Origin of the sequence: Terrimonas sp., assembly GCF_003075435.1 — a bacterium.
Lineage (GTDB): Bacteria > Bacteroidota > Bacteroidia > Chitinophagales > Chitinophagaceae > Agriterribacter.
The window spans coordinates 41,225-64,258 of sequence record NZ_QCZJ01000024.1 but is presented as its reverse complement, the minus strand read 5'-3'; the positions used below and the strand labels follow the sequence as shown (position 1 = coordinate 64,258).

Genomic DNA, 23,034 nt, shown 5'->3' with positions numbered 1-23,034 from the left:
TTTATACTTTATATTCACGTTATGAAAATAGTAATCATAGGAACAGGAAATGTTGCCAATGTTTTAGGCAGAAAAATAAAAGCGGCTGGCCATACTATTTTACAGGTTATCAGCAGAAATATTGACCATGCCTATACGCTTGCGGATATGCTGGGAGCAGGAAGCAATAATTATTTTTCTGCCGTAAGGCCAGACGCGGATATATATATTATAGCAGTTTCAGACGAGGCGATACCCGAAATAGCCGCCCAATTATTAATTGATAACGGCATCGTTGTTCACACAGCGGGTGCAGTGTCAAAAAATGTTTTGGAAAGATCAGCACGTTCCTTTGGCGTATTATATCCCTTACAAAGCTTATCAGCTCAAAGAGAAAGTATTCCCGAAATACCTTTCTTAATTGATGGAAATACAGAAGAAACTATGCTGCGTATAGAGCAATTTGCCCTTACCTTATCTGGCAGAGTGCAATATGCAGATGATGAAATGCGGCAGAAAATACATGCTGGCGCGGTAATGACCAATAATTTTACCAATTTCCTTTATACGCTCACCAATGAATTTTGTAAAAAAGAAAATATAGATTTTAAGCTGCTGCTGCCTTTGTTAACTGAAACAGTACAACGATTGCAATATAACGACCCTCCGTTATTACAAACCGGGCCGGCAAGGAGAGGAGATATGGTCACTATTCAGAAACATCTTTCCATTTTAGAAAATTATCCTGTGCTGCACCGGCTTTACCAGGAATTTTCTCAGCTTATTATTGATTATTACGGAAAATATAATAAAGAAAGTATTGTTTAACTTTTTTCATTTTTGATTTAATGCTTCTGCATTTATCTTCACGCCATGAAACTGAAAGCATTTTTGAGGCTGGTAAGATACCCCAACCTGATTTTCATTGCTGTTACCCAGTTTCTGTTTTATTGCTGTATTGTTGCGCCATCTATTCACCCTGATATATTTTACCCGGACGAGCTGATACTGCTGGGGTTGATTGTACTCTCATCGGTGTTCATTGCGGCGGGTGGCTATATTATAAATGACTATTTTGACCTGAACATTGACCAGGTAAATAAACCCGGCAGAATTGTGGTGGAAAAAGTTATTCCAAGACGCTGGGCGATCCTCCTGCATTGGCTTTTTTCCGCTGCCGGTATTGTGATTGGATTTTATGTTTCCTATGTTACCAAAAACTGGTGGATAGGATTTTCAAACATCGTTTGCGTATTGCTGTTGTGGGTTTACTCCACCACCTTCAAAAAGAAAATATTATCAGGCAATATCATTATTTCCCTGCTTACAGCATGGGTGGTACTGATCATATTTTTTTTTATAGATCACCTTTCTTCAAACAGCCTGGAAGCATGGCAGATCTCAACACCCTTAAATGAAGAGGCGCACCGCAGAATTATGCGGTTAGCATTTTTATATGGTGGATTTGCTTTTGTAATTTCTATTATAAGAGAAGTGATAAAAGACATGGAAGATATGGAAGGTGATGCACGGTTTGGCTGCCGCACCATGCCTATCGTATGGGGTGTTCCTGTTGCAAAAGTATTTACCGGTGTCTGGCTGATGGCATTAACCGGCGCGCTGGTAGCCATACAGATATACGCTGTTTATCTTGGTTGGTGGTGGAGTGTTCTATATTGTGTAACCCTCATTATTCTACCTTTACTATGGATAACAAGAAAATTATATGCCGCCACCGTTGCCGCTGACTTCGGCTACCTGAGCGGCGCTGTAAAATTTGTAATGCTTACCGGCATCTTATCCATGATTTTTTTCAAATTATATCACTGATGACCAAAGTTATTCTCGCATCTCAATCACCCAGGCGAAAACAACTGCTTGAATGGGCTGCTATAGATTTTGATATTATTGTACGATCTACCGACGAAAGTTATCCTGCAGGTTTATCACCTGCTGAAGTTGCGATTTATATTGCTGAACAGAAAAACACAGCGGTCAGAAATTCAGATCAATTTAAATTGTATGCGCCGGCCACTCCTGTAATTACTGCCGATACCATTGTGGTATGTAATGATCTGATCATCGGCAAGCCTGAAGACAGGAATGATGCGATACATATACTTCAAACGCTGTCAGGCAAAAAACACCAGGTGATTACAGGCGTTGTTATTACATCCGGCGATAAAACAATAAGCTTTGCTGATGCAACAGAAGTTTGGTTTCATCCGCTGTCGGGCGAACAGATCGCTTTTTACGTGGATAATTATAAACCCTACGACAAAGCCGGCGCTTATGCCATACAGGAATGGATAGGTGTTGTTGGAATTGAAAAAATTAACGGGGACTTCTATAATGTAATGGGGCTGCCGGTTAGCAGGGTGGTAAGGGAGTTGGGAAAAATTTGAAGATTAAGCAATTTGAAGATTGGAAAATGAAATGATCACCTCGGGCTATCATGCCGGGCTAAGGAAGCATCTGTATACTTGTATCAAATACCGTAAACAATAATCTGCTTTGATTGCAAAAGTTTGCAATGCGAGCCGGCAATTTACTTTAGTCCGTTTTTCAAACATTTCTCCGTAAATTAGTTCTGCAATATTTAACACCACAACTACAACCTATGACAGAGCGCCTGCTGCAATTTATCTGGCAAATGCAGTACTTTAATAAAACTGATCTGCATACCGTTTCAGGTGACCGGTTATCCATCTCTTATCCCGGTCAGTTTAATACCAACCAGGGACCTGATTTTTTAGAAGCCGTTATATCAATAGCCAATACAAAATGGGCAGGGAATATAGAATTACACGTAAAAGCATCAGACTGGAAAGTGCACGGACACGATAATGACCAAAATTATGGCAACATTATTCTTCACGTTGTATGGGAACATGATGAAGATATTTACGATGCAAAAGGAAAAACAATACCTGCATTATCGCTGAATGATAAAGTACCCAAAGTTTTGTTGCAGCGCTACGAAGAATTAATCTATACTCAAAAAATCATTCCATGTGAAAATAGTCTTTTATCAGTACCTGCCATTATATGGGATAGCTGGAAAACAAGGCTTGTTACAGAGCGCATGCAAAGCAAAACTGAAGCTGTTGCAGGATTTCTTGCACAAACCAATGCACATTGGGAAGAAGTTTTCTGGTGGCTGATCGCCAGGAACTTTGGCAACCCGGTTAACAGCAATGCATTCGAAGCCATTGCACGTTCCATCGCGGTTAATATACTTGCCAAACACAAAGGACAAATTCATCAACTCGAATCATTCCTGCTTGGGCAGGCAGGTTTATTGAACAGTAACTTCAGGGAATCTTACCCTAAAATGTTACAAAAAGAATTCAGGTTTTATAAAAAGAAATACAATTTTACGCCGGTATATGAGCCGGTACATTTTCTGCGCATGCGTCCCGGTAATTTCCCCACTATACGCCTGGCACAGCTGGCAATGCTTATCAACAACTCTCTGCATTTATTTTCGCAGGTAAAAGCAGCCGCTTCAGTAAAAGAGGTTGTAAAACTTTTACAGGTAACAGCTAATGATTACTGGCACTATCATTACAAATTTGATGACATAACTTCTTACAAAGAAAAAACACTGGGAAGGCAGATGATTGATAATATACTGATCAATACGGTTATTCCAATCGTTTTCGCTTATGGGCATATACATAAAGAACAGGTATATAAAAACAAGGCCCTGAAATGGCTGGAAGATATTTCCCCGGAAAACAACCATATTACCAGGCAGTGGAAGCAGCTAAATATTCAAAATATTACTGCGGCAGACTCTCAGTCCCTCATACAACTCACCAAAAAATATTGTCTTCAAAAAAAATGCCTCAGTTGCGCTATAGGCGTTGCTATACTTAAGCGAACGCTGTAGAGAGGAGGAAGGTGCCGTCATTTTAAGTACCAAACCTGATTCAGGAAAAATATAATGTATTGTCCTGAAATAAGTTCTCAGCTTACCGGTTGTATTATTCACTGGTTATTTCAAAGAGGTACACGAAGGATACACAAAGAGCCACAAAGAGGCTAATTAATGCTCTGTGTAACTTTGTGTATGCTTTGTGGCTCTTTGCGTAGCAAATCCTGTTTCGCCAATGCGAACACTGGAATTCGTGGCAGGAAATATATCAAGAGTTAGTTAAAAATAACTTCGGGCATCTCCAATACGAAGAATGGAACACGGATAAAACGGATATGGCGGATATTCACGGAATGTACCCGTGTTTATTAGTATCATCTGTGTATTCCGTGTGCTATTCTATAAAAAAATATTTGCGCTTCACTATTGCAGCGCCCCTGCGTTCTGCCAGTTAAATATAGTATTCACCTTTATATCAGGATGAATGCTGTACGCTACCGGGCAGGTATGTGCCGCTCTTTCAAGTATGGTTTTTCCCTTATCAGTTAAATCAAGGGTTTCCGGGAAATGAAATGTTAAATTTATGCCTGAAATCCGCCTGGGATCAGTAGCCATGATCTTTTCAATCTCGATTTTTATACCCTTAATATCAACATTCATATCTCTTGCTTTTATACCCATTATTGTAAGCATACAGCTTCCGAGCGCTGTTGCCACCAGATCACTAGGCGAAAAACGTTCTGCAAGTCCCTGGTTATCGAGCGGAGCATCTGTTTCAATTACAGTTCCGGATTTCAGATGGGTACAAACCGTACGCAAATTTCCTTCGTACACTACTGTTGAAGTCATTGTATTATTTTTGTTTAAATTTACGTTTAAAGAACACATAAATCATTGAAGGTGAAAAAAATCATTGCGGTTATTGTATTCGCCAGTTTTACGTTTGCCGGCTATAGCCAGCAAGACAACCAAAGGAAAACCAAAGACGATAAGAAAAGGCAAAAGAAAGAGAAGATGAACCAGATTATGAGGCTTGAGGAAGAAGGTGTACCATCATTCCGCAAGCAGAACGCCTTTGGAATAAAATTGAATACTGACGGATGGGGAATATCTTATGAATTCGGAAAATCAAACTCAGTAACCCGCGCCACCATTTATCAAATTGAATTCAACGAAAAAAAGCACCGCAAAGAAGACAAGCAGAATACTACCACAGCCAATGGCGGTTTTATCTTTTTTGGTACGCCCTTCGTGTATGGCAAAAAAAATATTTTTTACCAGCTAAAAGGAGCTATGGGGCAACAAATTTTAATTGGGGGCAAAGGAAATAAAAACGGAGTTTCTGTGTATGGAATAGGTGCCGGCGGATTATCGTTGGGTTTACTAAGACCATATTATATGGAAGTGCCGGATGGGAACAATAGCAGCAAATATGTAAAATATGACTCGCCTGACAGCCTGTTATTTTTAGGGCAGGAAGGAATTATTGGCGGCGCCGGGTTAACCAAGGGCTGGAATGAAATGAAACTTGCTCCCGGGCTTCACGCAAAAACTGCTATACGATTTGATTACAACAGGTTTAATACAGTAGTGTCGGCCATTGAAGGCGGGTTAAATATGGAATATTACTTTAAAGATGTTCAGCAAATGGTATATAGCCCGTCACGAAAATTCTTCTTCAACGCCTACGTTTCCTTGTTATTTGGCAAACGGAAGTAAGACCGTTAAATTTGCATATTGTAAAGTAATTTTTAACTATGAGTGGATGTGCAACAACAACCGAAGCGGAGCCTCGGCCTAAAAAGCCGGATTGGTTAAGAGTAAAGCTGCCGATAGGTGAAAGTTATAAGAACGTAAGAAATTTAGTAGATACACATAAGCTGCATACCATTTGCGAAAGTGGTAATTGTCCTAATATGGGCGAATGCTGGGGAGCAGGCACTGCAACCTTCATGATACTTGGTAATGTATGTACCCGCAGTTGCGGATTTTGCGCGGTTGCCACCGGCAGACCGGATGCTATTGACTGGGACGAGCCTCAGCGCGTAGCAGAGGCGATTTACCTGATGAAAGTTAAACATGCTGTAATAACCTCTGTTGACAGGGATGAAATAAAAGATGGCGGAAGCATTATCTGGTACAACACGATTAAAGCAGTAAAAGCTTTAAACCCGGATACTACACTCGAAACATTGGTTCCGGATTTTAAAGGGGAGAAAGAAAACATACAACGTATTGTTGAAGCAGCACCTGAAGTAGTATCTCATAATATAGAAACAGTTGAGCGTATGACACGCCAGGTGCGCATACAGGCAAAATACTGGCGCAGCATGGAAGTGCTGAAACATCTTAAAGAACAAGGTATGCGTACCAAATCAGGCATTATGCTTGGACTGGGTGAAGCAAAAGAGGAAGTACTGCAAACCATGCGTGATCTTCGCGCCAACGGTGTGGATGTAATTACTATAGGGCAATACCTTCAGCCAACACGTAAACATTTGCCGGTGCAGCGTTTTGTGCACCCTGATGAATTTAATGAATATACTGAAGCCGGTTATGACATGGGATTCGACTATGTGGAAAGCGGCCCACTGGTACGGTCATCTTACCACAGCGAAAAACACGTGTTTGAAGGCATAGGTAAAGCGGAATGGCTGAGGAAGAAAGCGATGATGGTTTCCTAAAATATATATTGTATTTATATAGTGAGAAATGAAATGATAAACCCGGGTATTAAGGTTTGTCATTTCATTTCTCTGTTTAGCTTCAGTAGCAATATTTTTAAAATTCCACGTTATCTAACTATGAAAAAATACATAATCCCTGTATTAATTACCTGCTCAGTTGCCTGCTCCCCGCAGAAAAAAACCGTAACCCAAACTGCTGATAACAACCCGGGAATTGGAGATACAAGAGTATATACCGTTGAATCCGTTGATGATAATACCTACCTGCTGACAGAAACTACAACAGATAAGACTTACGGATTTACCAAAGAAAACCCCGTAAAAACCGGTGGTAACCGCGAACGAAACGGTCCCAAAAATGAACGGCGGTTTCTTAATGCCCTGCTTGGGCCAAATGGTGAAAATGTTAGTTATTCCCGTACAGGAAGCTGCTGCGCATTCAAAACGCCGAACGGATTACTGGACAATACAGGTTTACTCGATATTTACCGCGTATGGCTTGAAGGAAGTAAGGATACTGTAACCATCTTTATCAATATGTACGACAAAGGCGATCTATATATTCCTGTTGGATTTACCGCCAAAAAATAAACAACTTATCGAAAAGTAAGTGATAGTGAAATCAGAACAATAGCATTAGCTATTTTATTTTGAAAGTTACCTGGACAAGGGCGCTGTTGCTAAGCAAAATACACGCAGCAGCCTTTAAAGGGCTTTTAATAAAACGGTGATCTTTATTCTGGCATTTACACTGAATAAGCTCACTGCTTAACCAGCAACCTGAATTACTTAAATGTCCTCTTCATAGCATTCAGCATTGTAGTTGCGCTCCAGTCTCCCGGCACCATCATACGGCGGATAGTATATAAAGGATCATCCTGGTCCATTTTGGTGGAAAGTTGAAATGCTGCGATCATATTTCGTTTTTTAAGCGCGGGAATTGCCTGTTTATTCCATGCACCAAACGGGTATGCAAAATATCTGACAGGTTTACCTGTAATGGCTTCCAGTTGTCTGCCAGATTCAATAAGTTGCTTATCCCAATCGGCATCAGTATATTTTCTTACATCATGATGGTCATAAGTATGTGAAGCAATTATATGACCTTCGTCAGATAATAGTTTTACCTGTTCTTTCGTCATATAGATAGATCGCCCAAGCGAAACCGTCATCACAAAAAACACACCTTTAAAACCGTGCTTTGCCATTTCAGGCGCGGCAATATTATATTGGTCTGCATCGCCATCATCATAAGTAAGCATGATTGGTTTAGGCGGAAGCGGTGAACCTTTGGTGAGATAGTTATACAGGTCATCCGGTAAAATAGTATGGTAACCGCTGTCTGCCAGTATCTGTAACTGGCTTCTAAAAATTGCCGGAGGCACAACAGCATCTTTTACGCCCCTGCTTTCATTTCCACGCCAGTCTCTTATCTGGTGATAACATAAAACAGGTATTTGTGGTTTTGATAATACCGTTGCGGCGTCTATATCTGAAACTGCAACTGGCGTTTCCTCCTTTCTATCAAGTTCCGCTTCAGCTGCTTCAGACTTTGAGTTGGCAACAGGTACAGCAGGTATTTCAGGTATAAGAGATGTACTTACAGAATACTGGCATGAGCTCAAAAAGAGCAATGCTGCAATACAGGAAAAAGATACCGGATTTTTCATGCAGCAAAAACGAAAACAACTTATAACTAAGTATTGACCGGGCAGGAAAAATTTATGTACATTCCTGCATCACTTTACTCAGGGCATGACTTTGAATTTTTACGTTTCACCCCTCTCGTCTCACTTTATTAATATGGCGAAGGACTTACCGATGTCCAGCCACCATCTACCACCAGGCTCTGCCCGGTAATATGGCGGGAGAGCGGAGACACCATGAACAGTACCGCATTAGCAATATCCTGCACTGTAGCAGGTTTTCCCATTGGCGTGATACGGCTCCAGGTACTCATATATTCAGGGTCGCCTAATGTACGTTCCGTTAATGTAGCGCCGGGTGCAATTGTATTTACATTGATATTGTATTCCGATAATTCAACTACAAGATTTTTAGCCAGCATTTCAAGCGCGGCTTTTGTCATGCCGTAAGCCGCAAGGTTTTTATGCGCCTGGTGACCGGTTACAGAAGACATCAGCAATATACTCCCACCGGATCTTTGTTTAATGATCTGCCTTGAAATAGCCTGCGCCAGCAAAAAACTTCCACCTAAATTTAACTGCATTACTTTATACAAAGAATCCGCAGGGTAGGTAAGAAAATCACCAAACAAGGTAATACCCGCATTGGCAATTGCAATAGTCAGCTTACCAAACTTTGATACCGTCTCGTTTACCATAGCATCTATGAACTTCTTATCAGAAACATCGCCTGCAAAAGCAATGCATGAGTAGCCTTCTTTGGCAATAGTTTCGGCTGCTTTTTCTGCCAGTGATGCATCAACATCATTCAACACAACTGCAGCGCCGTTTTCGCATAATTGTCTCGCAATTTCAAAACCTATCCCCTGCCCCGCCCCTGTTACTATAGCAACCTGGTCTTTAAAATTTTTTTCATTATCATTCATAAAACAAGCATTATAAATTATATGGCAATGGTCAATGGTGAATAGTCAATGGTGAATGGTCAATAGCGAATGGCAATTTACCCACTGCCCACCGCCGATAGCTGATCGCTGACAGCTTCCCCCTAATGAGAATCTCTTGTTACTTCGCTTCCCGATGACCCTTTTAAGAAATCAAAATCGGCGCCGAGGTGCGCCTGCTCCACATGATTAATATATAAGCTCACATATCCCCTGGTATATGATGTGACTACCTGCTGCTTTTCTTTTTTACGTTTTGCAAATTCTTCATCACTTACATCGGCCTGCAATATCCGTTTTTCTACATCCAGTGTAATCATATCACCATCCTTCACTACAGAAAAATTTTCACCTGCCGCAGCTTCCGGAGAAACATGCAGCACAACGGTACCAAATCCTGTTCCACTCATTCTGCCATCTGAAATACGCACCATATCAGTAATACCTTTTGCCAGTACTTTTTTGGGTAATCCCATATTGCCTACTTCGGGCATTCCGGGGTATCCTTTCGGCCCAACATTTTTCAGTACCATCACGCTGTTTTCGTCAATATCAAGATTGGGGTCATCAATACGGTTTTTATAATCTTCTATATCTTCAAATACCACGGCTTTGCCGCTATGTTTTAATAAATGCGGACTTGCGGCAGAAGGTTTCAGCACAGCGCCTTCTTCACAAATGTTCCCTTTTACAACAACAATACCTGATATATCATTAAACGGTTGCTCAGCAGTTGCAATCACATTACGATCATAGCACGCAACACTGCTGCAGTTTTTTCCAACTGTTTTCCCGTTAACGGTTAACGCGTCTTTATGTAATGATGGAAGAATTTCTTTCATCACAGCAGGAAGCCCTCCTGCATAATAGAGATCTTCCACAAAATGTTCGCCGGAAGGCTGAAGATTGGCGATAAGCGGAATATCATCAGAATGCACATCAAAATCTTTCAATGAAAGCGCTACTCCTACCCTGCCAGCTATAGCCAGCAAATGCAATACGAAATTGGTAGAGCCACCTATGGCAGCATTCACTTTTATAGCATTTTCAAATGCCTTTCGGGTAAGGATATCCGTTGGTTTCAGATCTTCATTCACCATTTCAACAATACGTATACCCGAAAGCTGTGCCAGTACTTTCCTGCGTGAATCGGCAGCAGGTATGGCGGCATTTTCGGGCAAAGACAAACCAAGCGACTCAACCATACAGGCCATGGTTGAAGCAGTGCCCATTACAGCGCAATGCCCGCGACTGCGTGCCATACATGCTTCTGTAACTTCCATTTCCTCTTCCGACATGTGCCCTGAACGTACCGCTTCGCTGAAACGCCATATATCGCTTGTGCCAATATTCTTTCCTTTATATTTTCCCGTTAACATTGGTCCACCTGATACCACAATGGTTGGAATATTAACGCTGCATGCACCCATTACAAGTGAAGGCGTAGTTTTGTCACAACCGCATAACAGTACTACTCCATCTATAGGATTTGCCCTGATAGATTCTTCCACATCCATACTGGCAAGGTTACGGTAAAGCATAGCCGTAGGCTTAATAAGCGTTTCACCCAGCGACATAACCGGGAACTCTACCGGGAAACCACCAGCTTCGGAAATGCCTCTTTTCACCGATTCAGCAAGCTCCCTGAAATGTGCATTACAGGGTGTAAGCTCAGACCATGTATTACAAATACCTATAACAGGCTTGCCTTTAAATTCATAATTGGGAATACCCTGGTTCTTCATCCAGGCGCGGTATATAAACCCATCCTTCCCTTTTTTGCCAAACCAGTTTTGACTGCGGAGTTTTTTATTCATGCGGAACAATCCTTTCGGGTAAAGATAGGGAAAGTTAAGAGTTGGAAGTTTGTGGTTTACACAACTATAAACTACAAACTATAAACTTCAAACCAAACCCATCAATTAACACCCACTCCCTCTTCCTTCATCACTTCTTCAATCGCTTTCAGTAATGCCCTTACATCATCCGGAAATATCTGCCCTATATTACCTATACGGAAGGCATCAGCCTTACTTAATTTACCGGGATATATTACAAATCCTCTTTCATTTAATTTATTGTAAAAACGATCGAATTTAAAATCAGGAGAATCAGGATATAAGAATGAAGTAATGATGTGACCCTGTATTTCCGGAGAGAGGTATTGCTGAAAGCCCAGCTGGTGCATGCCTTCATCCAGTATTTTTTTATTCGTTTTATATCTTTCTTCTCTTGCAGATATACCACCTTCCTCTTCCAGTTCCTTCATCGCCTGCTGAAAAGCCATAATGCTTAGTGTGGGTGGTGTAAACCTGAACTGACCGTTCGTTTCAAGACCATACCATTGATCATATAGATCAAGGCTCAAACTTCTTGCCTGTCCCTTAGCTTTTTCAAGCTCGGATTTTTTACATAAGGCAAATGCAAAACCCGGAACACCTTCTATACATTTGTTGGAAGATGATACAAGAAAATCAATATACAATGCTACCATATCCATTACCACACCGCCAAAACTACTCATCGCGTCTACTATAAATACCTTATTGTATTTTTTGCATACTGCTCCAATATCACCAACAGGATTAAACAGTCCTGTTGTTGTTTCACTATGAATACACGCAACATGTGTAATATCATTATTGTCTTTTAAAAATGCTTCCACTGCTTCCGGCGTTACTATACTGTCTTCGTCAAAGCGTAATACTGCATGATTGAGCTTATGTATTTTAGCCATTTTCGCAATACGCTCACCATAAGCGCCATTAGCCAGTATCAGCAGCTTGTCTTTTTCTCCCACTACGCTGCTTATCACACTTTCCACGCCAAAAGTACCTGAACCCTGCATGATCACGCACTCATATCCTTCTTCTTTCGGTGCATGCGCAAGCTTCAGTAATCCTTCGCGGATATCTTTCACGGCTTTCACAAATGCATGATCCCTCGATCCCATATCTTCAAGCATGGCTTCTTTTACAGTGCTTGATGTAGATAATGGCCCCGGTGTAAATAATAAAGCAGAACGTGACATATATAACTTTTTAATTTTAAAAATTTATGCGCTGGTTATAATACCGGCTTCTGTAATATTTTTTCTTTTCGCGGTTTTAAAAAAGAAGATACAAGCCACCGCAAGCAGTGCCAGCGAAAGTATTGCCTGCAGGTATGTAAATTTTATTAATACCAGCGACCATTGAAGATCTTTCATAAAAAACTCCTTATACAACATTAGTACCACACTGCCCAGGTAACCTATAGAATCGCACATATACACAAAAAAACCGGCGTTGGCTTTTATCCTGAAAAAAGCGATCATACGTTCAAATAACGCGATCTGCATGGGCATATAAGCCAGGAAGAGCCCGGTACCCAATAAAAACATCCACAAAAAGGGAGAAATTTTATGCAGCTGGAATAAAAGCGTAGACAGTCCGCTTATAAGAAAACCAATGGCTATAATACTGTTTACCGACCAGAAGCCTTTGAAATTATTTTTTATCGCTGAAAGGCTTCCTATAGCTGCCAGCACAATAACGCTGGCAATAGCTTCTGTTTGTGTAAATACATTCTTATTAAATGAAGGATCAACCTCATTCCATATTTCAACTGCGAAATTGTCGCGAAAATCCCTGAGCGTAGCAAGAAAAGTATACAGTATAATATAGCATAACACACCAAGCCCATAATTTCTGAATACCGTTCTTTTATCTTCATTATTCATAGGACGCCGCGGCGCTCTTGCCAATATATCTTCCTCCGACGGAGCAGGTATTACGGATAGCATCCATACAAATAAAAAAAATAGCGGGAGAAAAAGCAATCCCATAGTAAATGGCATCCAGAACTCACTTACAAAAGGGAACCATTCTCTTACGTCAAAATACAATGTTTTTAAAATGCCTGATGAAACAATAAGGCTGATACTTAAACCTATAGCAAGTATCTCTGTAAATTTTCTTCCTTCGAGATAGCTGAATACAATCCCCCATATCATACCGAGCGGCAGCCCGTTGAGGAAAAGGCAGATAAAATTATAAGGATGCGGTACAAACCCGAAAAGCAGTAAAGCTATTTCCGCAAAAAGGATCAACCCGATAATAAGTTTGGTGCGGCTGGTTGATTTCAATTCGGAAATAACTTTTATGCCCATGAATTTGGACAACATATAACCAAACACCTGCGAAATAATGAGGATGGTTTTATAATGAATATCCCAAAGTGTTAATCCCTCGTATATACCCGCATTAAAAGGTTTCCTGAAGGCATACATACAAAAATATGTGCCGAAAGCCGCCAGCATGCACCATGCAATAAAAAATGGTTTTGATGTGTTGAGAAGTCGTTGAATAGATTGCATCAGTCAATTTTTAGCAGGCAGCTCCGTTTTACAATAATTAAACCTTGTTTAGCCTTTGTAAATATATTCAAATTTCAGTTCAATACTACGGCTTAACAAAAAGAAAATATAAGGAGTACATTTGCCTATGAATCATACTACAAAACTCTCCGTAAACATAAACAAAATTGCCACGCTCCGTAACAGCAGGGGTGGTAATAATCCCGATGTATTAAAATCAGCTGTAGCTATTGAGCGCTTTGGTGCCGACGGTATAACGGTTCATCCCCGCCCCGATGAAAGGCATATCCGCTACAGCGATGTAAGAGAGATAAGAAAAATCATTACTACAGAGTTCAATATTGAAGGTAATTGCAGGGAACAAAAATTTATTGACCTCGTGCTTGAAACCCGGCCACACCAGGTAACATTGGTTCCTGATGATCTTGGGCAAATTACCAGCGACCACGGATGGGACACCATAAAAAATAAAGCATATTTAACAGAAATGATCAGTGTATTCAAAAAAGCAGGAATACGTGTTTCAATTTTTGTGGATCCTGTTGTTGAAATGGTAGAGGGCGCGGCTGCTACCGGCACAGACAGGATTGAACTATATACCGAAGGATATGCCAGCGCATTTTTACGCAACCCGCAGCAGTCCGTTATTCCATATCTTGCTGCTGCAACAACAGCAAAGGCTTTAGGATTGGGATTAAATGCAGGTCATGATCTTGATTTGCACAACCTGAAGTTTTTCAAACAACATATTCCCTGGTTAGATGAAGTGTCAATAGGGCATGCGCTCATCAGCGATGCGCTATATCTTGGACTGGAAAATACAGTGCAATTATATAAGCGGCAACTACACATTTAACCGGTGGCATGAATATTGTTTTCTAAATATTTAAAACTACAACAATATGAAAAGATCTCTTTTTATGCCCTTGGTAGCGGCAACGATGCTTATTGCAGGTGTAGCCTGCGCCCAGGATAAGAAACCTGCAAGCCCTCCGGCCAAAGCATCTGAAACAATTACTTCAGGCGCTACAATTACTATTAATTATAGCCAGCCATCTGTAAAAGGCAGAACAATCGGTAAAGACCTTGAACCATTACCAGGTAAGGTTTGGCGTACAGGCGCTAACGAAGCAACTGTATTTGAAACCGATAAAGACATTACTGTTGAAGGTCAAAAACTGCCTGCCGGAAAATATGGTTTATTTACCATTGCCGGTGATCAGGAATGGACCATCATCTTTAACAAAACATGGAAACAATGGGGTGCATTTAAATACAATGAGGCTGATGATGTGCTACGTGTGAAAGTACCTGTTAGTAAAGCACCTGCTTTTACAGAAACATTTACCATTAATATTGACAAAGATGGTAAAGTGAGTTTATTATGGGGAGATACAAAGACAGATTTTGCCGTGAAGTAATATTCTTTTTATAGAAAAATCCCCCGGTAAATTATCGGGGGATTTTTTATTTTGAATGACGCTTTTCAAGCACTGCTACAATATCTTTCAGCCTGTACCCCTTCGCATTCAGCAATATAAGATAGTGAAACAACAGATCAGCTGATTCATTCAGAAACAGCTCTTCATTATTATCCTTTGCTTCAATTACTGTTTCTACAGCTTCCTCTCCTACTTTTTGCGCTATTTTATTGATACCTTTTGTAAAAAGTTTAGCTACATACGATTCATCGGGAGAGGCTTTTTTACGCAATTCAATTATACCTTCCAGGTAATACAGGAAATCATCTTTATGATTTTTTTCATCCCAGCAGGTATCTGCACCAGTATGGCAAACCGGGCCAAGCGGATGCGCTTTTATCAATAAAGTATCGTTGTCACAATCTACTGCGGCAGATTTCAATTCAAGGAAATTGCCACTCTCTTCTCCTTTTGTCCAGAGCCTTTTTTTGCTCCTGCTGAAAAAGGTTACTTTACCTGTTTGCATAGTAGTATTCCATGCAGCCTCATTCATAAAACCGAGCATCAGCACTTTCATGGTTTCATTATCCTGTACAATGGCAGGAACCAGACCATCGCTGTATTTTTTAAAATCAATTTTCATTTATAAAAAATAAATGCCGCAAATTACATCATTTCATTTGTTATTTGGAGTTATTGCTATTTGTAATATAATAACAGTTGAAGCATCCATTACAACCTGAAAAAAATCTTCTTCTTATACAGGAAATAACATAACCCCCACTCAAGCCCGAAAATAGTGAAACAGGTTACCAGGTCCATTAGTAATGGAGGGAAGTGTGCCATGCTCATCAATCCGTTGGTAACTGCGCCAACATAATCATTAAACCACCTGTCGCCTACAATTTCAAAAAACAGGTAAATAAAAATGGAGTTCATTCCCACCACGGTGAAAAAGAAAAGGTATTTACGATGATTCTTAATATCAATCCACCAATAACAAAAAGCCAGTGCCAGCAAACACCAGCCTAATGATGCCAGCGTAAATGAAGTTGTCGCTATTTTTTTGATGATGGGTGTAATGTGAAGCCAGTCTAACGCAAAACCCGCTGCAAGCGTAATAATACCCCATAACACTAACCTGCTCACCTTACGGGTATCGTTACTCAGCAGCAGCTTACCTGCAAGCGCGCCGGCAATAGTGTGTACGGCCGTAGGTAAACAGTTGATGGCTACCCATCCACCTTTATTTATTTTATTCATCAGTAACAGATCAACATAATTGCCAAAATTTTGCTGGTCAGTAAACGGCTGGTCAAATCCCGGTACATGGGTAAAGCGATATAATATTTCTGTCAACAACAATATACCTATTGATATTGCAATTTGCGTGCTATAGGAAAATCTGAAGATCAGGAATGCTACAAGCATTGTAAACGAAAGTTGCGTGAGCACATTCCATAGCTCAAACGAAAGCCCGCTTTTCCTTACAGCATAATTCAACACACCCCAAAAAAACAACCAGCCACTTCTTTTCAGTGCTTTACGAAAAGATTGCGACCAGGGTATGCCTTTTTGCTGTTGACTATGTATGGAATATGCCATTGCCGTACCTGCAATAAACATGAAGCCTGGTTGTATCAAATCCCAGAAATGCAATCCGTTCCACTGGTGGTGGTGAAATTGCACAGCAATGTTATGAAACCATGAACCTTCAGAATTGTGTGACATGATACTGTATAATCCGGCGCTTTCCAGCGCAAGCAGCACCATTATAAAACCACGTAAAAAATCTAATGATTGTAATCTTTTTGGAAGCATGTTAGGGATGATTATATTGAATGAAGCAGTAAATAATTCTGAAAAAGTAAGTCAAAAATTTTTTTTTATCAAAAAAGCATCGAATATTTGTGCCCGCAATGAGAAATAATACAGTAAATAAATATTGGTGGTGGCATACAAACTCTCTCAGGGGCTTGTAATGCTGGTATTGTATTTATTACTACTTTATAATATTAAGCCCCGGTTCATCCGGGGTTTTTTGTTGACTATCACTGGTAAATTTTAATATGAAGAAGATCGCCATAAGAACCAATTGCAGAAAAATGCTTTCAGATGTGCATACACCGGTAGGTATATACCTGAGGGTGAGAGACCGTTTCAGAGATACGGTTTTGCTTGAAAGCACCGACTATCATGCGGCTGAAAACAGTTACTCCTTTATTGGTATAAATGCTATTGCCGGCATGGAAATAACAAACACTTCCTCTGTTGAGTTTAAGTTGCCCAACCAAAAACCTGAAAAACTTTCTATTGCCAACCCCTCGGAAGTACCCGGTATTCTCTGGGGTTTTATGCAGCGGTTTGAGGTAGAACCGTCCAAAGAAAAAATAGCGGCTCTTGTACAGGGCTTATATGGTTATACCACTTTTGACGCCGTGCAGTTTTTTGACAGTATAAAATTTAATGAAAAAAAGAAGTTTGAAACCGGCAGGGCTGCTGATGATAAAGGCATTCCGCTGATGCGATATCGTTTATACCAGTACGTTATAGCCATCAATCATTTTAAAAGCGAAATGTATATCTGCGAAAATGAGATTGAAGGGTTGCAAAGTGATATAGCTGTTATTGAATCTTTAATCAGGAGTAAAGATGTTCCCGTATTTCCTTTTAAAATCAAGGGAGAAGAAACCTCTAACATGACGGATGATGATTATATAGCAATGGTGAAAAAAGGAATACAAAGCTGTTATCGCGGTGATGTTTTCCAGATTGTATTAAGCCGTCGCTTTGAGCAAAAATTTACCGGTGATGAGTTCAATGTGTACAGGGCATTGCGCAATATCAATCCATCACCTTATCTTTTTTATTTTGATTATGGAGATTATAAACTGCTTGGTTCATCGCCCGAAAGCCAGTTGATCATAAAAAACGGGAAAGCTGTTGTGCATCCTATTGCCGGCACCTTTAAAAGAACAGGTGATGATGAAACAGACCAGCAGGCAGCGGAAAGACTATTGAACGATGCAAAAGAAAACGCGGAGCATGTGATGCTGGTTGACCTGGCACGTAATGATCTGAGCCGTTTATGTGATGAAGTTAAAGTGAAACATTATCGCCAGGTGCAGTATTACTCTCACGTAATTCATTTGGTGAGCGAAGTAAACGGGAATGTAAAACCTGGAACAAATCCTTTTTTATTACTGGCAACAACTTTTCCTGCAGGTACATTAAGCGGCGCGCCAAAATTCAAAGCCATGCAGTTAATAGATAGCTATGAATCAACGGCAAGAAGTTATTATGGCGGCGCAATAGGTTTTATGGGCTTTAACGGGAGTTGTAATCACGCTATTATGATACGCACTTTCCTCAGCAGGCATAATACGCTTATATCGCAGGCCGGCGCCGGTGTGGTAGCTGCATCAAAACCGGAAAGCGAATTACAGGAAGTAAATAATAAGTTGAACGCGCTGAAGAAAGCGGTGGAGATGGCGGAAGGGATTTGAGATTTGAAATTTTTACACCTTATGCCCTACACCTTATACCATACACCTTACTTTAAAGTTTACAGCAATGAAAATATTGGTTTTTGATAATTATGATTCCTTTACCTATAACCTGGTACATCTTGTAGAAAAGATATTGCACCAGAAAGTAGATGTATATCGTAACGACCAGATCAGTCTTGAGAAAGTTGACGAATATGATAAGATTATTCTCTCACCGGGTCCCGGCATACCTGAAGAAGCAGGATTATTATTGCCTTTGATAAAAGAATATGCTGCAAAAAAATCAATACTCGGTGTTTGTCTTGGCCACCAGGCAATAGTCCAAGCATTTGGTGGTAAGCTGATCAATTTGAGTACTGTATATCATGGCGTGTCATTACCGGTATATATAGCCACAGATAATAGTGGCAAAAGAAGCGGATTGTTTGCCGGCTTGAGTGATACGATTGATGTTGGCCGCTACCATTCATGGGTGGTGGCAGATGAAAGTTTTCCCGGAGAGCTTGAAGTAACGGCAAGAGATGAAAACAATTTTATTATGGCATTGCAGCATAAGAAATATGATGTACAGGGTGTGCAATTCCACCCGGAGAGTGTATTGACGCCGGATGGAGAGGCGATTATGAGGAACTGGCTTGGACTGAGATGAATGAGATGAGTGAGATGTGTAGGATGATTGGGGTGAGTGAGATGATTTGATAATTTTTTTGAGATAAGAATGTATAAAATCAATACATGATATTAACGCTAAACCCATGAAAAATGCCGGAATATAAATATGGTGATATCACCGAAAAAATAATAGGAGCATGTTTAAGAATACACAATACGCTTGGCAATGGCTTTCCCGAAGTGATTTATCAAAGAGCACTGGCGCTTGAATTAAGAGCACTTGGACTTTCGTTTGAAAGAGAATTTAATATGGATGTATACTGTATGAGTCAAAAAGTAGGAAGCAGAAGAGTTGATTTTTTTGTAAGCCACCATTAGATTAAATATTTAATCCAATATCCCAAAATCACATTAATCTCACAATCCCAGTTATGAAGAAGATATTACAATACCTTTTTGAATACAAAACACTCTCCCGCCAGCAGGCAAAAGAAGTGTTGTTAAATATTTCCAAAGGAGCATATAACGAAAGTGAGGTTACTTCTTTTGTTACAGTATACCTCATGCGTACCATTACCATTGATGAATTACAGGGCTTTGCGGATGCATTGCTGGAGCTATGTGTGCCAGTGCCGGTTGATGAATACAATGTGGTTGATATAGTTGGCACCGGCGGCGATGGTAAAAATACCTTTAATATTTCTACGCTGTCATGTTTTGTTGTTGCAGGTGCAGGACATAAAGTTGCCAAGCATGGTAACTACGGCGCTACTTCTGTAAGCGGCGCGTCAAACGTAATGGAGCAAATAGGCTACAGGTTTAAATCAGGAACTGATGACCTGAAAAGAGAAATTGAAGAGGCTAATATATGTTTTCTGCATGCGCCTTTATTTCACCCGGCATTAAAAGCTGTTGGTGCTATCAGGAAAAATTTAGGTATCCGGACTTTTTTTAATATGCTTGGACCGATGGTGAACCCGGCCCGGCCTGCATATCAATTGGTTGGTGTGTATAACCTGGAGATGGGCAGAATATATAACTATCTTTTACAACAGACAGGCAAGCCTTTTACCATCATACACGGTCTTGATGGCTATGATGAAATTTCGCTGACCAATGACACCAAAGTGATCACCAACGAAGGCGAATGGATAATGACACCTGAACAATTGGGCAAGCGAATGGTAGCGGCCATGGATATATATGGAGGAAACACGGTGGAGGAAGCGGCAAAAATGTTCATGACGATATTAAATGGCGAAGGCACCTGGGCACAAAATGCAGTAGTTTTTGCAAATGCAGCGATGGCATTACATTGTACAGGCGCTTACAAAAACTATAATGATGCGTATCTTGCGGCGGTAGAAAGCCTGGAAAGCGGAAAAGCATTGGGAGCATTGAAGAAGTTGGTGGGAATGCAGAGATAGTTTGTTTATAGTTTATAGTTTGAAGTTTAAATGTGAAGCGCTAACAACAAACTATAAACTTCAAATCACAAATGAAAATAATGAACATTTTAGATACCATAATAGCCCAAAAGAAGATAGAAGTAGAAGAACGGAAATTAAAAACCCCTGTGTTTCTATTGGAGCAGTCTGTATATTTCAAAAGGGATATACTTTCCCTAAAAAAGTTCCTGGCAGATGAAAACCGGACAGGCATAATAGCGGAGTTTAAAAGAAAGTCGCCATCAAAAGGGTGGATAAACGCAGATGCAGATGCGGCAATTGTTACAAAAGCTTATGCGGATAATGGCGCGTCAGGATTATCGGTATTAACAGATGAGCAGTTTTTTGGGGGAAGTTTTGCTGATCTTGAAAAAGCAAGAATAAATGAAGTGCCGGTATTGCGTAAAGATTTTATGATTGATGAATACCAGTTGACAGAAGCAAAATCAATTGGTGCTGATGTGATATTGTTGATTGCAGCGAATTTAACGATTCACCAGGTTAAGCAGCTTGCAAGAGCGGCAAAAAATCTTGGATTGGAAGTATTGCTCGAAATTCATAACGAAGAAGAGCTAGCACATATTTGTGACGAAGTAGATATTGTTGGCGTAAACAACCGGAACCTGAAAACTTTTGAAGTGAGCATTCAAACATCAATAGATTTAAGCGCTAAGATTCCGGCCGATAAATTTAAAATTTCCGAGAGCGGCATAAGTGAGATAAATACAATACTTGAATTAAAAAGGCATGGCTTTAAAGGTTTTCTGATTGGCGAAAATTTTATGAAATCCACCAGCCCACAGATTGCATTTGCCTCATTTGTTAAGCAACTTAAAGGCTGAACAAGATGAGAATTAAAGTTTGCGGAAATACACAACTTGAACAGGTGCATGCCCTGGATGAAATGGGCGTTGAATTTGCCGGATTTATATTTTATCACAAATCGCCGAGATATGTGGTAAATAAAATCAATCCTGAGCAATTGAAAAAGGCAAAGCTCAATATTAATAAAGTGGGCGTATTTGTAAACGCGGATTATGATGAAGTGATGAATTATGTTGAACAATACGGGCTGCACATGGTTCAGCTACATGGCGATGAATCACCGAAGTTTTGTGAAAAAGTCAGCCTGCAGGTGCCTACCATAAAAGTATTCAGGATCAAAGAAGGCGATAATATTGAATGGAAGATCAGGGAATATGGAAATGTGAGCGATCTCTATTTGTTTGATACGGATTGGTCAACCTATGGCGGCAGTGGAAAAAAATTTGACTGGAAAATCCTGGAACAGGCAGAGATCAATAAACCTTTTTTACTGAGCGGGGGAATTGGTATTGATGATGTGGAAGCCGTTAAAGCATTTGCGGCGGGTAATCACAGCCAGGAAATTTTTGCAATTGATGTCAACAGCAAATTTGAAACAAGACCGGGAGTAAAGAATATGGAAATGATAAAGACATTTGCCCAAGTACTAAAATAATATGGCACAGGTAAGACTTGGAACAGATAATGATATACAGGTGATACTGGATATATACAACTATGCTATTGTGTACACCACCGCTGTATATGATTATGAACCGCATAGTTTTGAAATGCGCCGGCAATGGTTTGAAACAAAAAAGCAGCAAAACTTCCCGGTATTTGTTGCTGAAGACAACAACGAGGTAGTTGGGTTTAGCTCGATAGGCCCATTCAGGGCATGGGCCGCCTATAAATTTACTGTGGAAAATGCGATATATGTGCGGGCGGATCAACAGGGAAAAGGTATTGGCAAACTGCTAATGCAGCCATTAATTAATGCTTCGAGAGCATTGGGAATGCATACGATTGTGTCGGGTATAGATGCGGATAATGAGGTTAGCTTAAAAATGCACCGGCGTTTTGGCTTTGAAGAAGTGGCACATTTTAAGCAGGTGGGCTGGAAGTTTGATAAATGGCTTGATCTGAAGTTTATGCAATTGATATTGTAGTTACTGATTAGTTGTACGAAGTCTATGCAGTTATGGTTCGAGACACGAGCCATTGCGTGAAAATTATGAAACCAGTTTATTATACAATTTTATCATTAGTGATAGCAATAATTATAGCATTGCTCTTTATCAGGTTCCCATTTTTTGACCTTGAAACTATGAGTGATGGAGTAGGTGGTATGCCGAGGAGATATTATGATTATTCGAACACTATAAACGAAGCAGAAATGCAGCAATCCTTTCCTTATATTTTGAATGCTGTGCTTTATCTCGTTGTACAGTTTTTTGTTTTTAGAAGTGTAATAAATGTTTACGGAACTTTTATGCGGGGAAGGATAATGCTTTATATAGTACTCGTTATTCTCACTACTCCCTTTGTTGTTTTTCCATATTTTTTTCTTGAAAAAATTCGTAGGGTATTTGTTATGGGATTAAATCCATTTTTAAACCAGTTAATTTATTTGCCAATATATTACCAGATTTGGATTTGGATAGATATAATAGTTAGAACATTATTGGTAAAGCCAAGACTAATAGATGGGAAAGCAGGGTAAGTATTTAAATCTCCATTCCATGGT

General features: G+C 40.1%; 25 protein-coding genes. 17 read left to right on the top strand and 8 right to left on the bottom strand.

What is annotated here, in order from left to right; translation table 11 throughout:
- The first annotated feature begins 21 nt into the window (after positions 1 to 21).
- The 4 genes from DC498_RS20570 to DC498_RS20555 all read left to right on the top strand — a co-directional run bounded on the left by DC498_RS20570 (position 22) and on the right by DC498_RS20555 (position 3,874).
- Positions 22 to 807 carry a Rossmann-like and DUF2520 domain-containing protein gene (locus DC498_RS20570; RefSeq protein ID WP_116876066.1) on the top strand — a complete coding sequence of 262 codons (786 nt, stop codon included), beginning with the start codon at positions 22 to 24 and terminating at the stop codon, positions 805 to 807.
- Between the two features lie 45 nt (positions 808 to 852).
- On the top strand, positions 853 to 1,809 hold the full coding sequence (locus DC498_RS20565; RefSeq protein ID WP_116876045.1) for a geranylgeranylglycerol-phosphate geranylgeranyltransferase: 957 nt from the start codon (positions 853 to 855) through the stop codon (positions 1,807 to 1,809).
- Positions 1,809 to 2,384, top strand: a complete 576-nt coding sequence (locus DC498_RS20560; RefSeq protein WP_116876044.1) for a Maf family protein — start codon at positions 1,809 to 1,811, stop codon at positions 2,382 to 2,384. The genes DC498_RS20565 and DC498_RS20560 overlap by 1 nt, the downstream gene beginning before the upstream one ends.
- A 215-nt stretch (positions 2,385 to 2,599) precedes the next feature.
- Positions 2,600 to 3,874 (top strand): DUF2851 family protein, encoded by a 1,275-nt coding sequence (locus DC498_RS20555; RefSeq protein ID WP_116876043.1) that lies wholly within the window; start codon positions 2,600 to 2,602, stop codon positions 3,872 to 3,874.
- 408 nt (positions 3,875 to 4,282) lie between these two features.
- On the opposite strand, the gene DC498_RS20550 is transcribed toward DC498_RS20555, so the two are convergent.
- The gene (locus DC498_RS20550; RefSeq protein WP_116876065.1) at positions 4,283 to 4,708 is read right to left on the bottom strand and encodes an OsmC family protein; all 426 of its coding nucleotides are present in this window, start codon (positions 4,706 to 4,708) and stop codon (positions 4,283 to 4,285) included.
- Between the two features lie 51 nt (positions 4,709 to 4,759).
- Here DC498_RS20550 and DC498_RS20545 point away from each other — a divergent pair, with 51 nt between their 5' ends.
- From DC498_RS20545 to DC498_RS20535, 3 genes are all read left to right on the top strand, one after another.
- Complete coding sequence (locus DC498_RS20545; RefSeq protein WP_133176922.1) at positions 4,760 to 5,578, top strand: hypothetical protein; 819 nt, start codon at positions 4,760 to 4,762, stop codon at positions 5,576 to 5,578.
- A gap of 38 nt (positions 5,579 to 5,616) precedes the next feature.
- Positions 5,617 to 6,543 carry a lipoyl synthase gene (gene lipA, locus DC498_RS20540; protein ID WP_116876041.1) on the top strand — a complete coding sequence of 309 codons (927 nt, stop codon included), beginning with the start codon at positions 5,617 to 5,619 and terminating at the stop codon, positions 6,541 to 6,543.
- A gap of 120 nt (positions 6,544 to 6,663) precedes the next feature.
- On the top strand, positions 6,664 to 7,137 hold the full coding sequence (locus DC498_RS20535; protein WP_116876040.1) for a 2-dehydro-3-deoxyphosphooctonate aldolase: 474 nt from the start codon (positions 6,664 to 6,666) through the stop codon (positions 7,135 to 7,137).
- Positions 7,138 to 7,331: 194 nt separating this feature from the next.
- On the opposite strand, the gene DC498_RS20530 is transcribed toward DC498_RS20535, so the two are convergent.
- The 5 genes from DC498_RS20530 to DC498_RS20510 all read right to left on the bottom strand — a co-directional run bounded on the left by DC498_RS20530 (position 7,332) and on the right by DC498_RS20510 (position 13,493).
- The gene (locus DC498_RS20530) at positions 7,332 to 8,216 is read right to left on the bottom strand and encodes a polysaccharide deacetylase family protein (RefSeq protein WP_116876039.1); all 885 of its coding nucleotides are present in this window, start codon (positions 8,214 to 8,216) and stop codon (positions 7,332 to 7,334) included.
- A gap of 128 nt (positions 8,217 to 8,344) precedes the next feature.
- Positions 8,345 to 9,118: an SDR family NAD(P)-dependent oxidoreductase gene (locus tag DC498_RS20525; protein ID WP_116876038.1), complete on the bottom strand. Its 774-nt coding sequence runs from the start codon at positions 9,116 to 9,118 to the stop codon at positions 8,345 to 8,347.
- Positions 9,119 to 9,240: 122 nt separating this feature from the next.
- Positions 9,241 to 10,953, bottom strand: coding sequence for an IlvD/Edd family dehydratase (locus DC498_RS20520; RefSeq protein ID WP_116876037.1), 1,713 nt, complete (start codon positions 10,951 to 10,953; stop codon positions 9,241 to 9,243).
- Positions 10,954 to 11,054: 101 nt separating this feature from the next.
- Entirely contained in the window at positions 11,055 to 12,167 is a 1,113-nt protein-coding gene (locus DC498_RS20515) for a 2-aminoethylphosphonate--pyruvate transaminase (protein ID WP_116876036.1), read from the bottom strand.
- 24 nt (positions 12,168 to 12,191) lie between these two features.
- Positions 12,192 to 13,493, bottom strand: a complete 1,302-nt coding sequence (locus tag DC498_RS20510) for a DUF5690 family protein (protein ID WP_116876035.1) — start codon at positions 13,491 to 13,493, stop codon at positions 12,192 to 12,194.
- 127 nt (positions 13,494 to 13,620) lie between these two features.
- On the opposite strand from DC498_RS20510, the gene DC498_RS20505 reads away from it, so the two are divergent.
- Both DC498_RS20505 and DC498_RS20500 read left to right on the top strand, forming a co-directional pair.
- Positions 13,621 to 14,349 carry a pyridoxine 5'-phosphate synthase gene (locus DC498_RS20505; RefSeq protein WP_116876034.1) on the top strand — a complete coding sequence of 243 codons (729 nt, stop codon included), beginning with the start codon at positions 13,621 to 13,623 and terminating at the stop codon, positions 14,347 to 14,349.
- Between the two features lie 46 nt (positions 14,350 to 14,395).
- Positions 14,396 to 14,914, top strand: coding sequence for a DUF2911 domain-containing protein (locus DC498_RS20500; protein ID WP_116876033.1), 519 nt, complete (start codon positions 14,396 to 14,398; stop codon positions 14,912 to 14,914).
- Positions 14,915 to 14,960: 46 nt separating this feature from the next.
- Here DC498_RS20500 and hisIE read toward each other — a convergent pair whose 3' ends face one another.
- Together hisIE and DC498_RS20490 are read right to left on the bottom strand one after the other, a co-directional pair.
- Positions 14,961 to 15,557 (bottom strand): bifunctional phosphoribosyl-AMP cyclohydrolase/phosphoribosyl-ATP diphosphatase HisIE, encoded by a 597-nt coding sequence (gene hisIE, locus DC498_RS20495; protein ID WP_116876032.1) that lies wholly within the window; start codon positions 15,555 to 15,557, stop codon positions 14,961 to 14,963.
- An 89-nt stretch (positions 15,558 to 15,646) separates the two neighbouring features.
- Entirely contained in the window at positions 15,647 to 16,735 is a 1,089-nt protein-coding gene (locus tag DC498_RS20490) for an acyltransferase family protein (protein ID WP_116876031.1), read from the bottom strand.
- Between the two features lie 248 nt (positions 16,736 to 16,983).
- Here DC498_RS20490 and DC498_RS20485 point away from each other — a divergent pair, with 248 nt between their 5' ends.
- From DC498_RS20485 to DC498_RS20450, 8 genes are all read left to right on the top strand, one after another.
- Positions 16,984 to 18,420 (top strand): anthranilate synthase component I family protein, encoded by a 1,437-nt coding sequence (locus DC498_RS20485; RefSeq protein WP_116876030.1) that lies wholly within the window; start codon positions 16,984 to 16,986, stop codon positions 18,418 to 18,420.
- Between the two features lie 67 nt (positions 18,421 to 18,487).
- Positions 18,488 to 19,072: an anthranilate synthase component II gene (locus tag DC498_RS20480; RefSeq protein ID WP_116876029.1), complete on the top strand. Its 585-nt coding sequence runs from the start codon at positions 18,488 to 18,490 to the stop codon at positions 19,070 to 19,072.
- Between the two features lie 113 nt (positions 19,073 to 19,185).
- Positions 19,186 to 19,413, top strand: coding sequence for a GxxExxY protein (locus DC498_RS20475; protein ID WP_116876028.1), 228 nt, complete (start codon positions 19,186 to 19,188; stop codon positions 19,411 to 19,413).
- 53 nt (positions 19,414 to 19,466) lie between these two features.
- Complete coding sequence (gene trpD, locus DC498_RS20470; RefSeq protein WP_116876027.1) at positions 19,467 to 20,462, top strand: anthranilate phosphoribosyltransferase; 996 nt, start codon at positions 19,467 to 19,469, stop codon at positions 20,460 to 20,462.
- A gap of 71 nt (positions 20,463 to 20,533) precedes the next feature.
- Positions 20,534 to 21,325 carry an indole-3-glycerol phosphate synthase TrpC gene (gene trpC / locus DC498_RS20465; RefSeq protein ID WP_240628062.1) on the top strand — a complete coding sequence of 264 codons (792 nt, stop codon included), beginning with the start codon at positions 20,534 to 20,536 and terminating at the stop codon, positions 21,323 to 21,325.
- Positions 21,326 to 21,330: 5 nt separating this feature from the next.
- Positions 21,331 to 21,963 carry a phosphoribosylanthranilate isomerase gene (locus tag DC498_RS20460; RefSeq protein WP_116876026.1) on the top strand — a complete coding sequence of 211 codons (633 nt, stop codon included), beginning with the start codon at positions 21,331 to 21,333 and terminating at the stop codon, positions 21,961 to 21,963.
- Position 21,964: 1 nt separating this feature from the next.
- Positions 21,965 to 22,456, top strand: coding sequence for a GNAT family N-acetyltransferase (locus DC498_RS20455; protein WP_116876025.1), 492 nt, complete (start codon positions 21,965 to 21,967; stop codon positions 22,454 to 22,456).
- Between the two features lie 65 nt (positions 22,457 to 22,521).
- On the top strand, positions 22,522 to 23,010 hold the full coding sequence (locus tag DC498_RS20450) for a hypothetical protein (protein WP_133176921.1): 489 nt from the start codon (positions 22,522 to 22,524) through the stop codon (positions 23,008 to 23,010).
- Positions 23,011 to 23,034 lie beyond the last annotated feature (24 nt).

Coding starts and splice junctions, on each gene's coding strand:
- DC498_RS20570 (WP_116876066.1), top strand. CDS start 22: ATGAAAATAGTAATCATAGGAACAGGAAATGTTGCCAATGTTTTAGGC.
- DC498_RS20565 (WP_116876045.1), top strand. CDS start 853: ATGAAACTGAAAGCATTTTTGAGGCTGGTAAGATACCCCAACCTGATT.
- DC498_RS20560 (WP_116876044.1), top strand. CDS start 1,809: ATGACCAAAGTTATTCTCGCATCTCAATCACCCAGGCGAAAACAACTG.
- DC498_RS20555 (WP_116876043.1), top strand. CDS start 2,600: ATGACAGAGCGCCTGCTGCAATTTATCTGGCAAATGCAGTACTTTAAT.
- DC498_RS20550 (WP_116876065.1), bottom strand. CDS start 4,708: ATGACTTCAACAGTAGTGTACGAAGGAAATTTGCGTACGGTTTGTACC.
- lipA (WP_116876041.1), top strand. CDS start 5,617: ATGAGTGGATGTGCAACAACAACCGAAGCGGAGCCTCGGCCTAAAAAG.
- DC498_RS20535 (WP_116876040.1), top strand. CDS start 6,664: ATGAAAAAATACATAATCCCTGTATTAATTACCTGCTCAGTTGCCTGC.
- DC498_RS20530 (WP_116876039.1), bottom strand. CDS start 8,216: ATGAAAAATCCGGTATCTTTTTCCTGTATTGCAGCATTGCTCTTTTTG.
- DC498_RS20525 (WP_116876038.1), bottom strand. CDS start 9,118: ATGAATGATAATGAAAAAAATTTTAAAGACCAGGTTGCTATAGTAACA.
- DC498_RS20520 (WP_116876037.1), bottom strand. CDS start 10,953: ATGAATAAAAAACTCCGCAGTCAAAACTGGTTTGGCAAAAAAGGGAAG.
- DC498_RS20515 (WP_116876036.1), bottom strand. CDS start 12,167: ATGTCACGTTCTGCTTTATTATTTACACCGGGGCCATTATCTACATCA.
- DC498_RS20510 (WP_116876035.1), bottom strand. CDS start 13,493: ATGCAATCTATTCAACGACTTCTCAACACATCAAAACCATTTTTTATT.
- DC498_RS20505 (WP_116876034.1), top strand. CDS start 13,621: ATGAATCATACTACAAAACTCTCCGTAAACATAAACAAAATTGCCACG.
- DC498_RS20500 (WP_116876033.1), top strand. CDS start 14,396: ATGAAAAGATCTCTTTTTATGCCCTTGGTAGCGGCAACGATGCTTATT.
- hisIE (WP_116876032.1), bottom strand. CDS start 15,557: ATGAAAATTGATTTTAAAAAATACAGCGATGGTCTGGTTCCTGCCATT.
- DC498_RS20490 (WP_116876031.1), bottom strand. CDS start 16,735: ATGCTTCCAAAAAGATTACAATCATTAGATTTTTTACGTGGTTTTATA.
- DC498_RS20485 (WP_116876030.1), top strand. CDS start 16,984: ATGAAGAAGATCGCCATAAGAACCAATTGCAGAAAAATGCTTTCAGAT.
- DC498_RS20480 (WP_116876029.1), top strand. CDS start 18,488: ATGAAAATATTGGTTTTTGATAATTATGATTCCTTTACCTATAACCTG.
- DC498_RS20475 (WP_116876028.1), top strand. CDS start 19,186: ATGCCGGAATATAAATATGGTGATATCACCGAAAAAATAATAGGAGCA.
- trpD (WP_116876027.1), top strand. CDS start 19,467: ATGAAGAAGATATTACAATACCTTTTTGAATACAAAACACTCTCCCGC.
- trpC (WP_240628062.1), top strand. CDS start 20,534: ATGAAAATAATGAACATTTTAGATACCATAATAGCCCAAAAGAAGATA.
- DC498_RS20460 (WP_116876026.1), top strand. CDS start 21,331: ATGAGAATTAAAGTTTGCGGAAATACACAACTTGAACAGGTGCATGCC.
- DC498_RS20455 (WP_116876025.1), top strand. CDS start 21,965: ATGGCACAGGTAAGACTTGGAACAGATAATGATATACAGGTGATACTG.
- DC498_RS20450 (WP_133176921.1), top strand. CDS start 22,522: ATGAAACCAGTTTATTATACAATTTTATCATTAGTGATAGCAATAATT.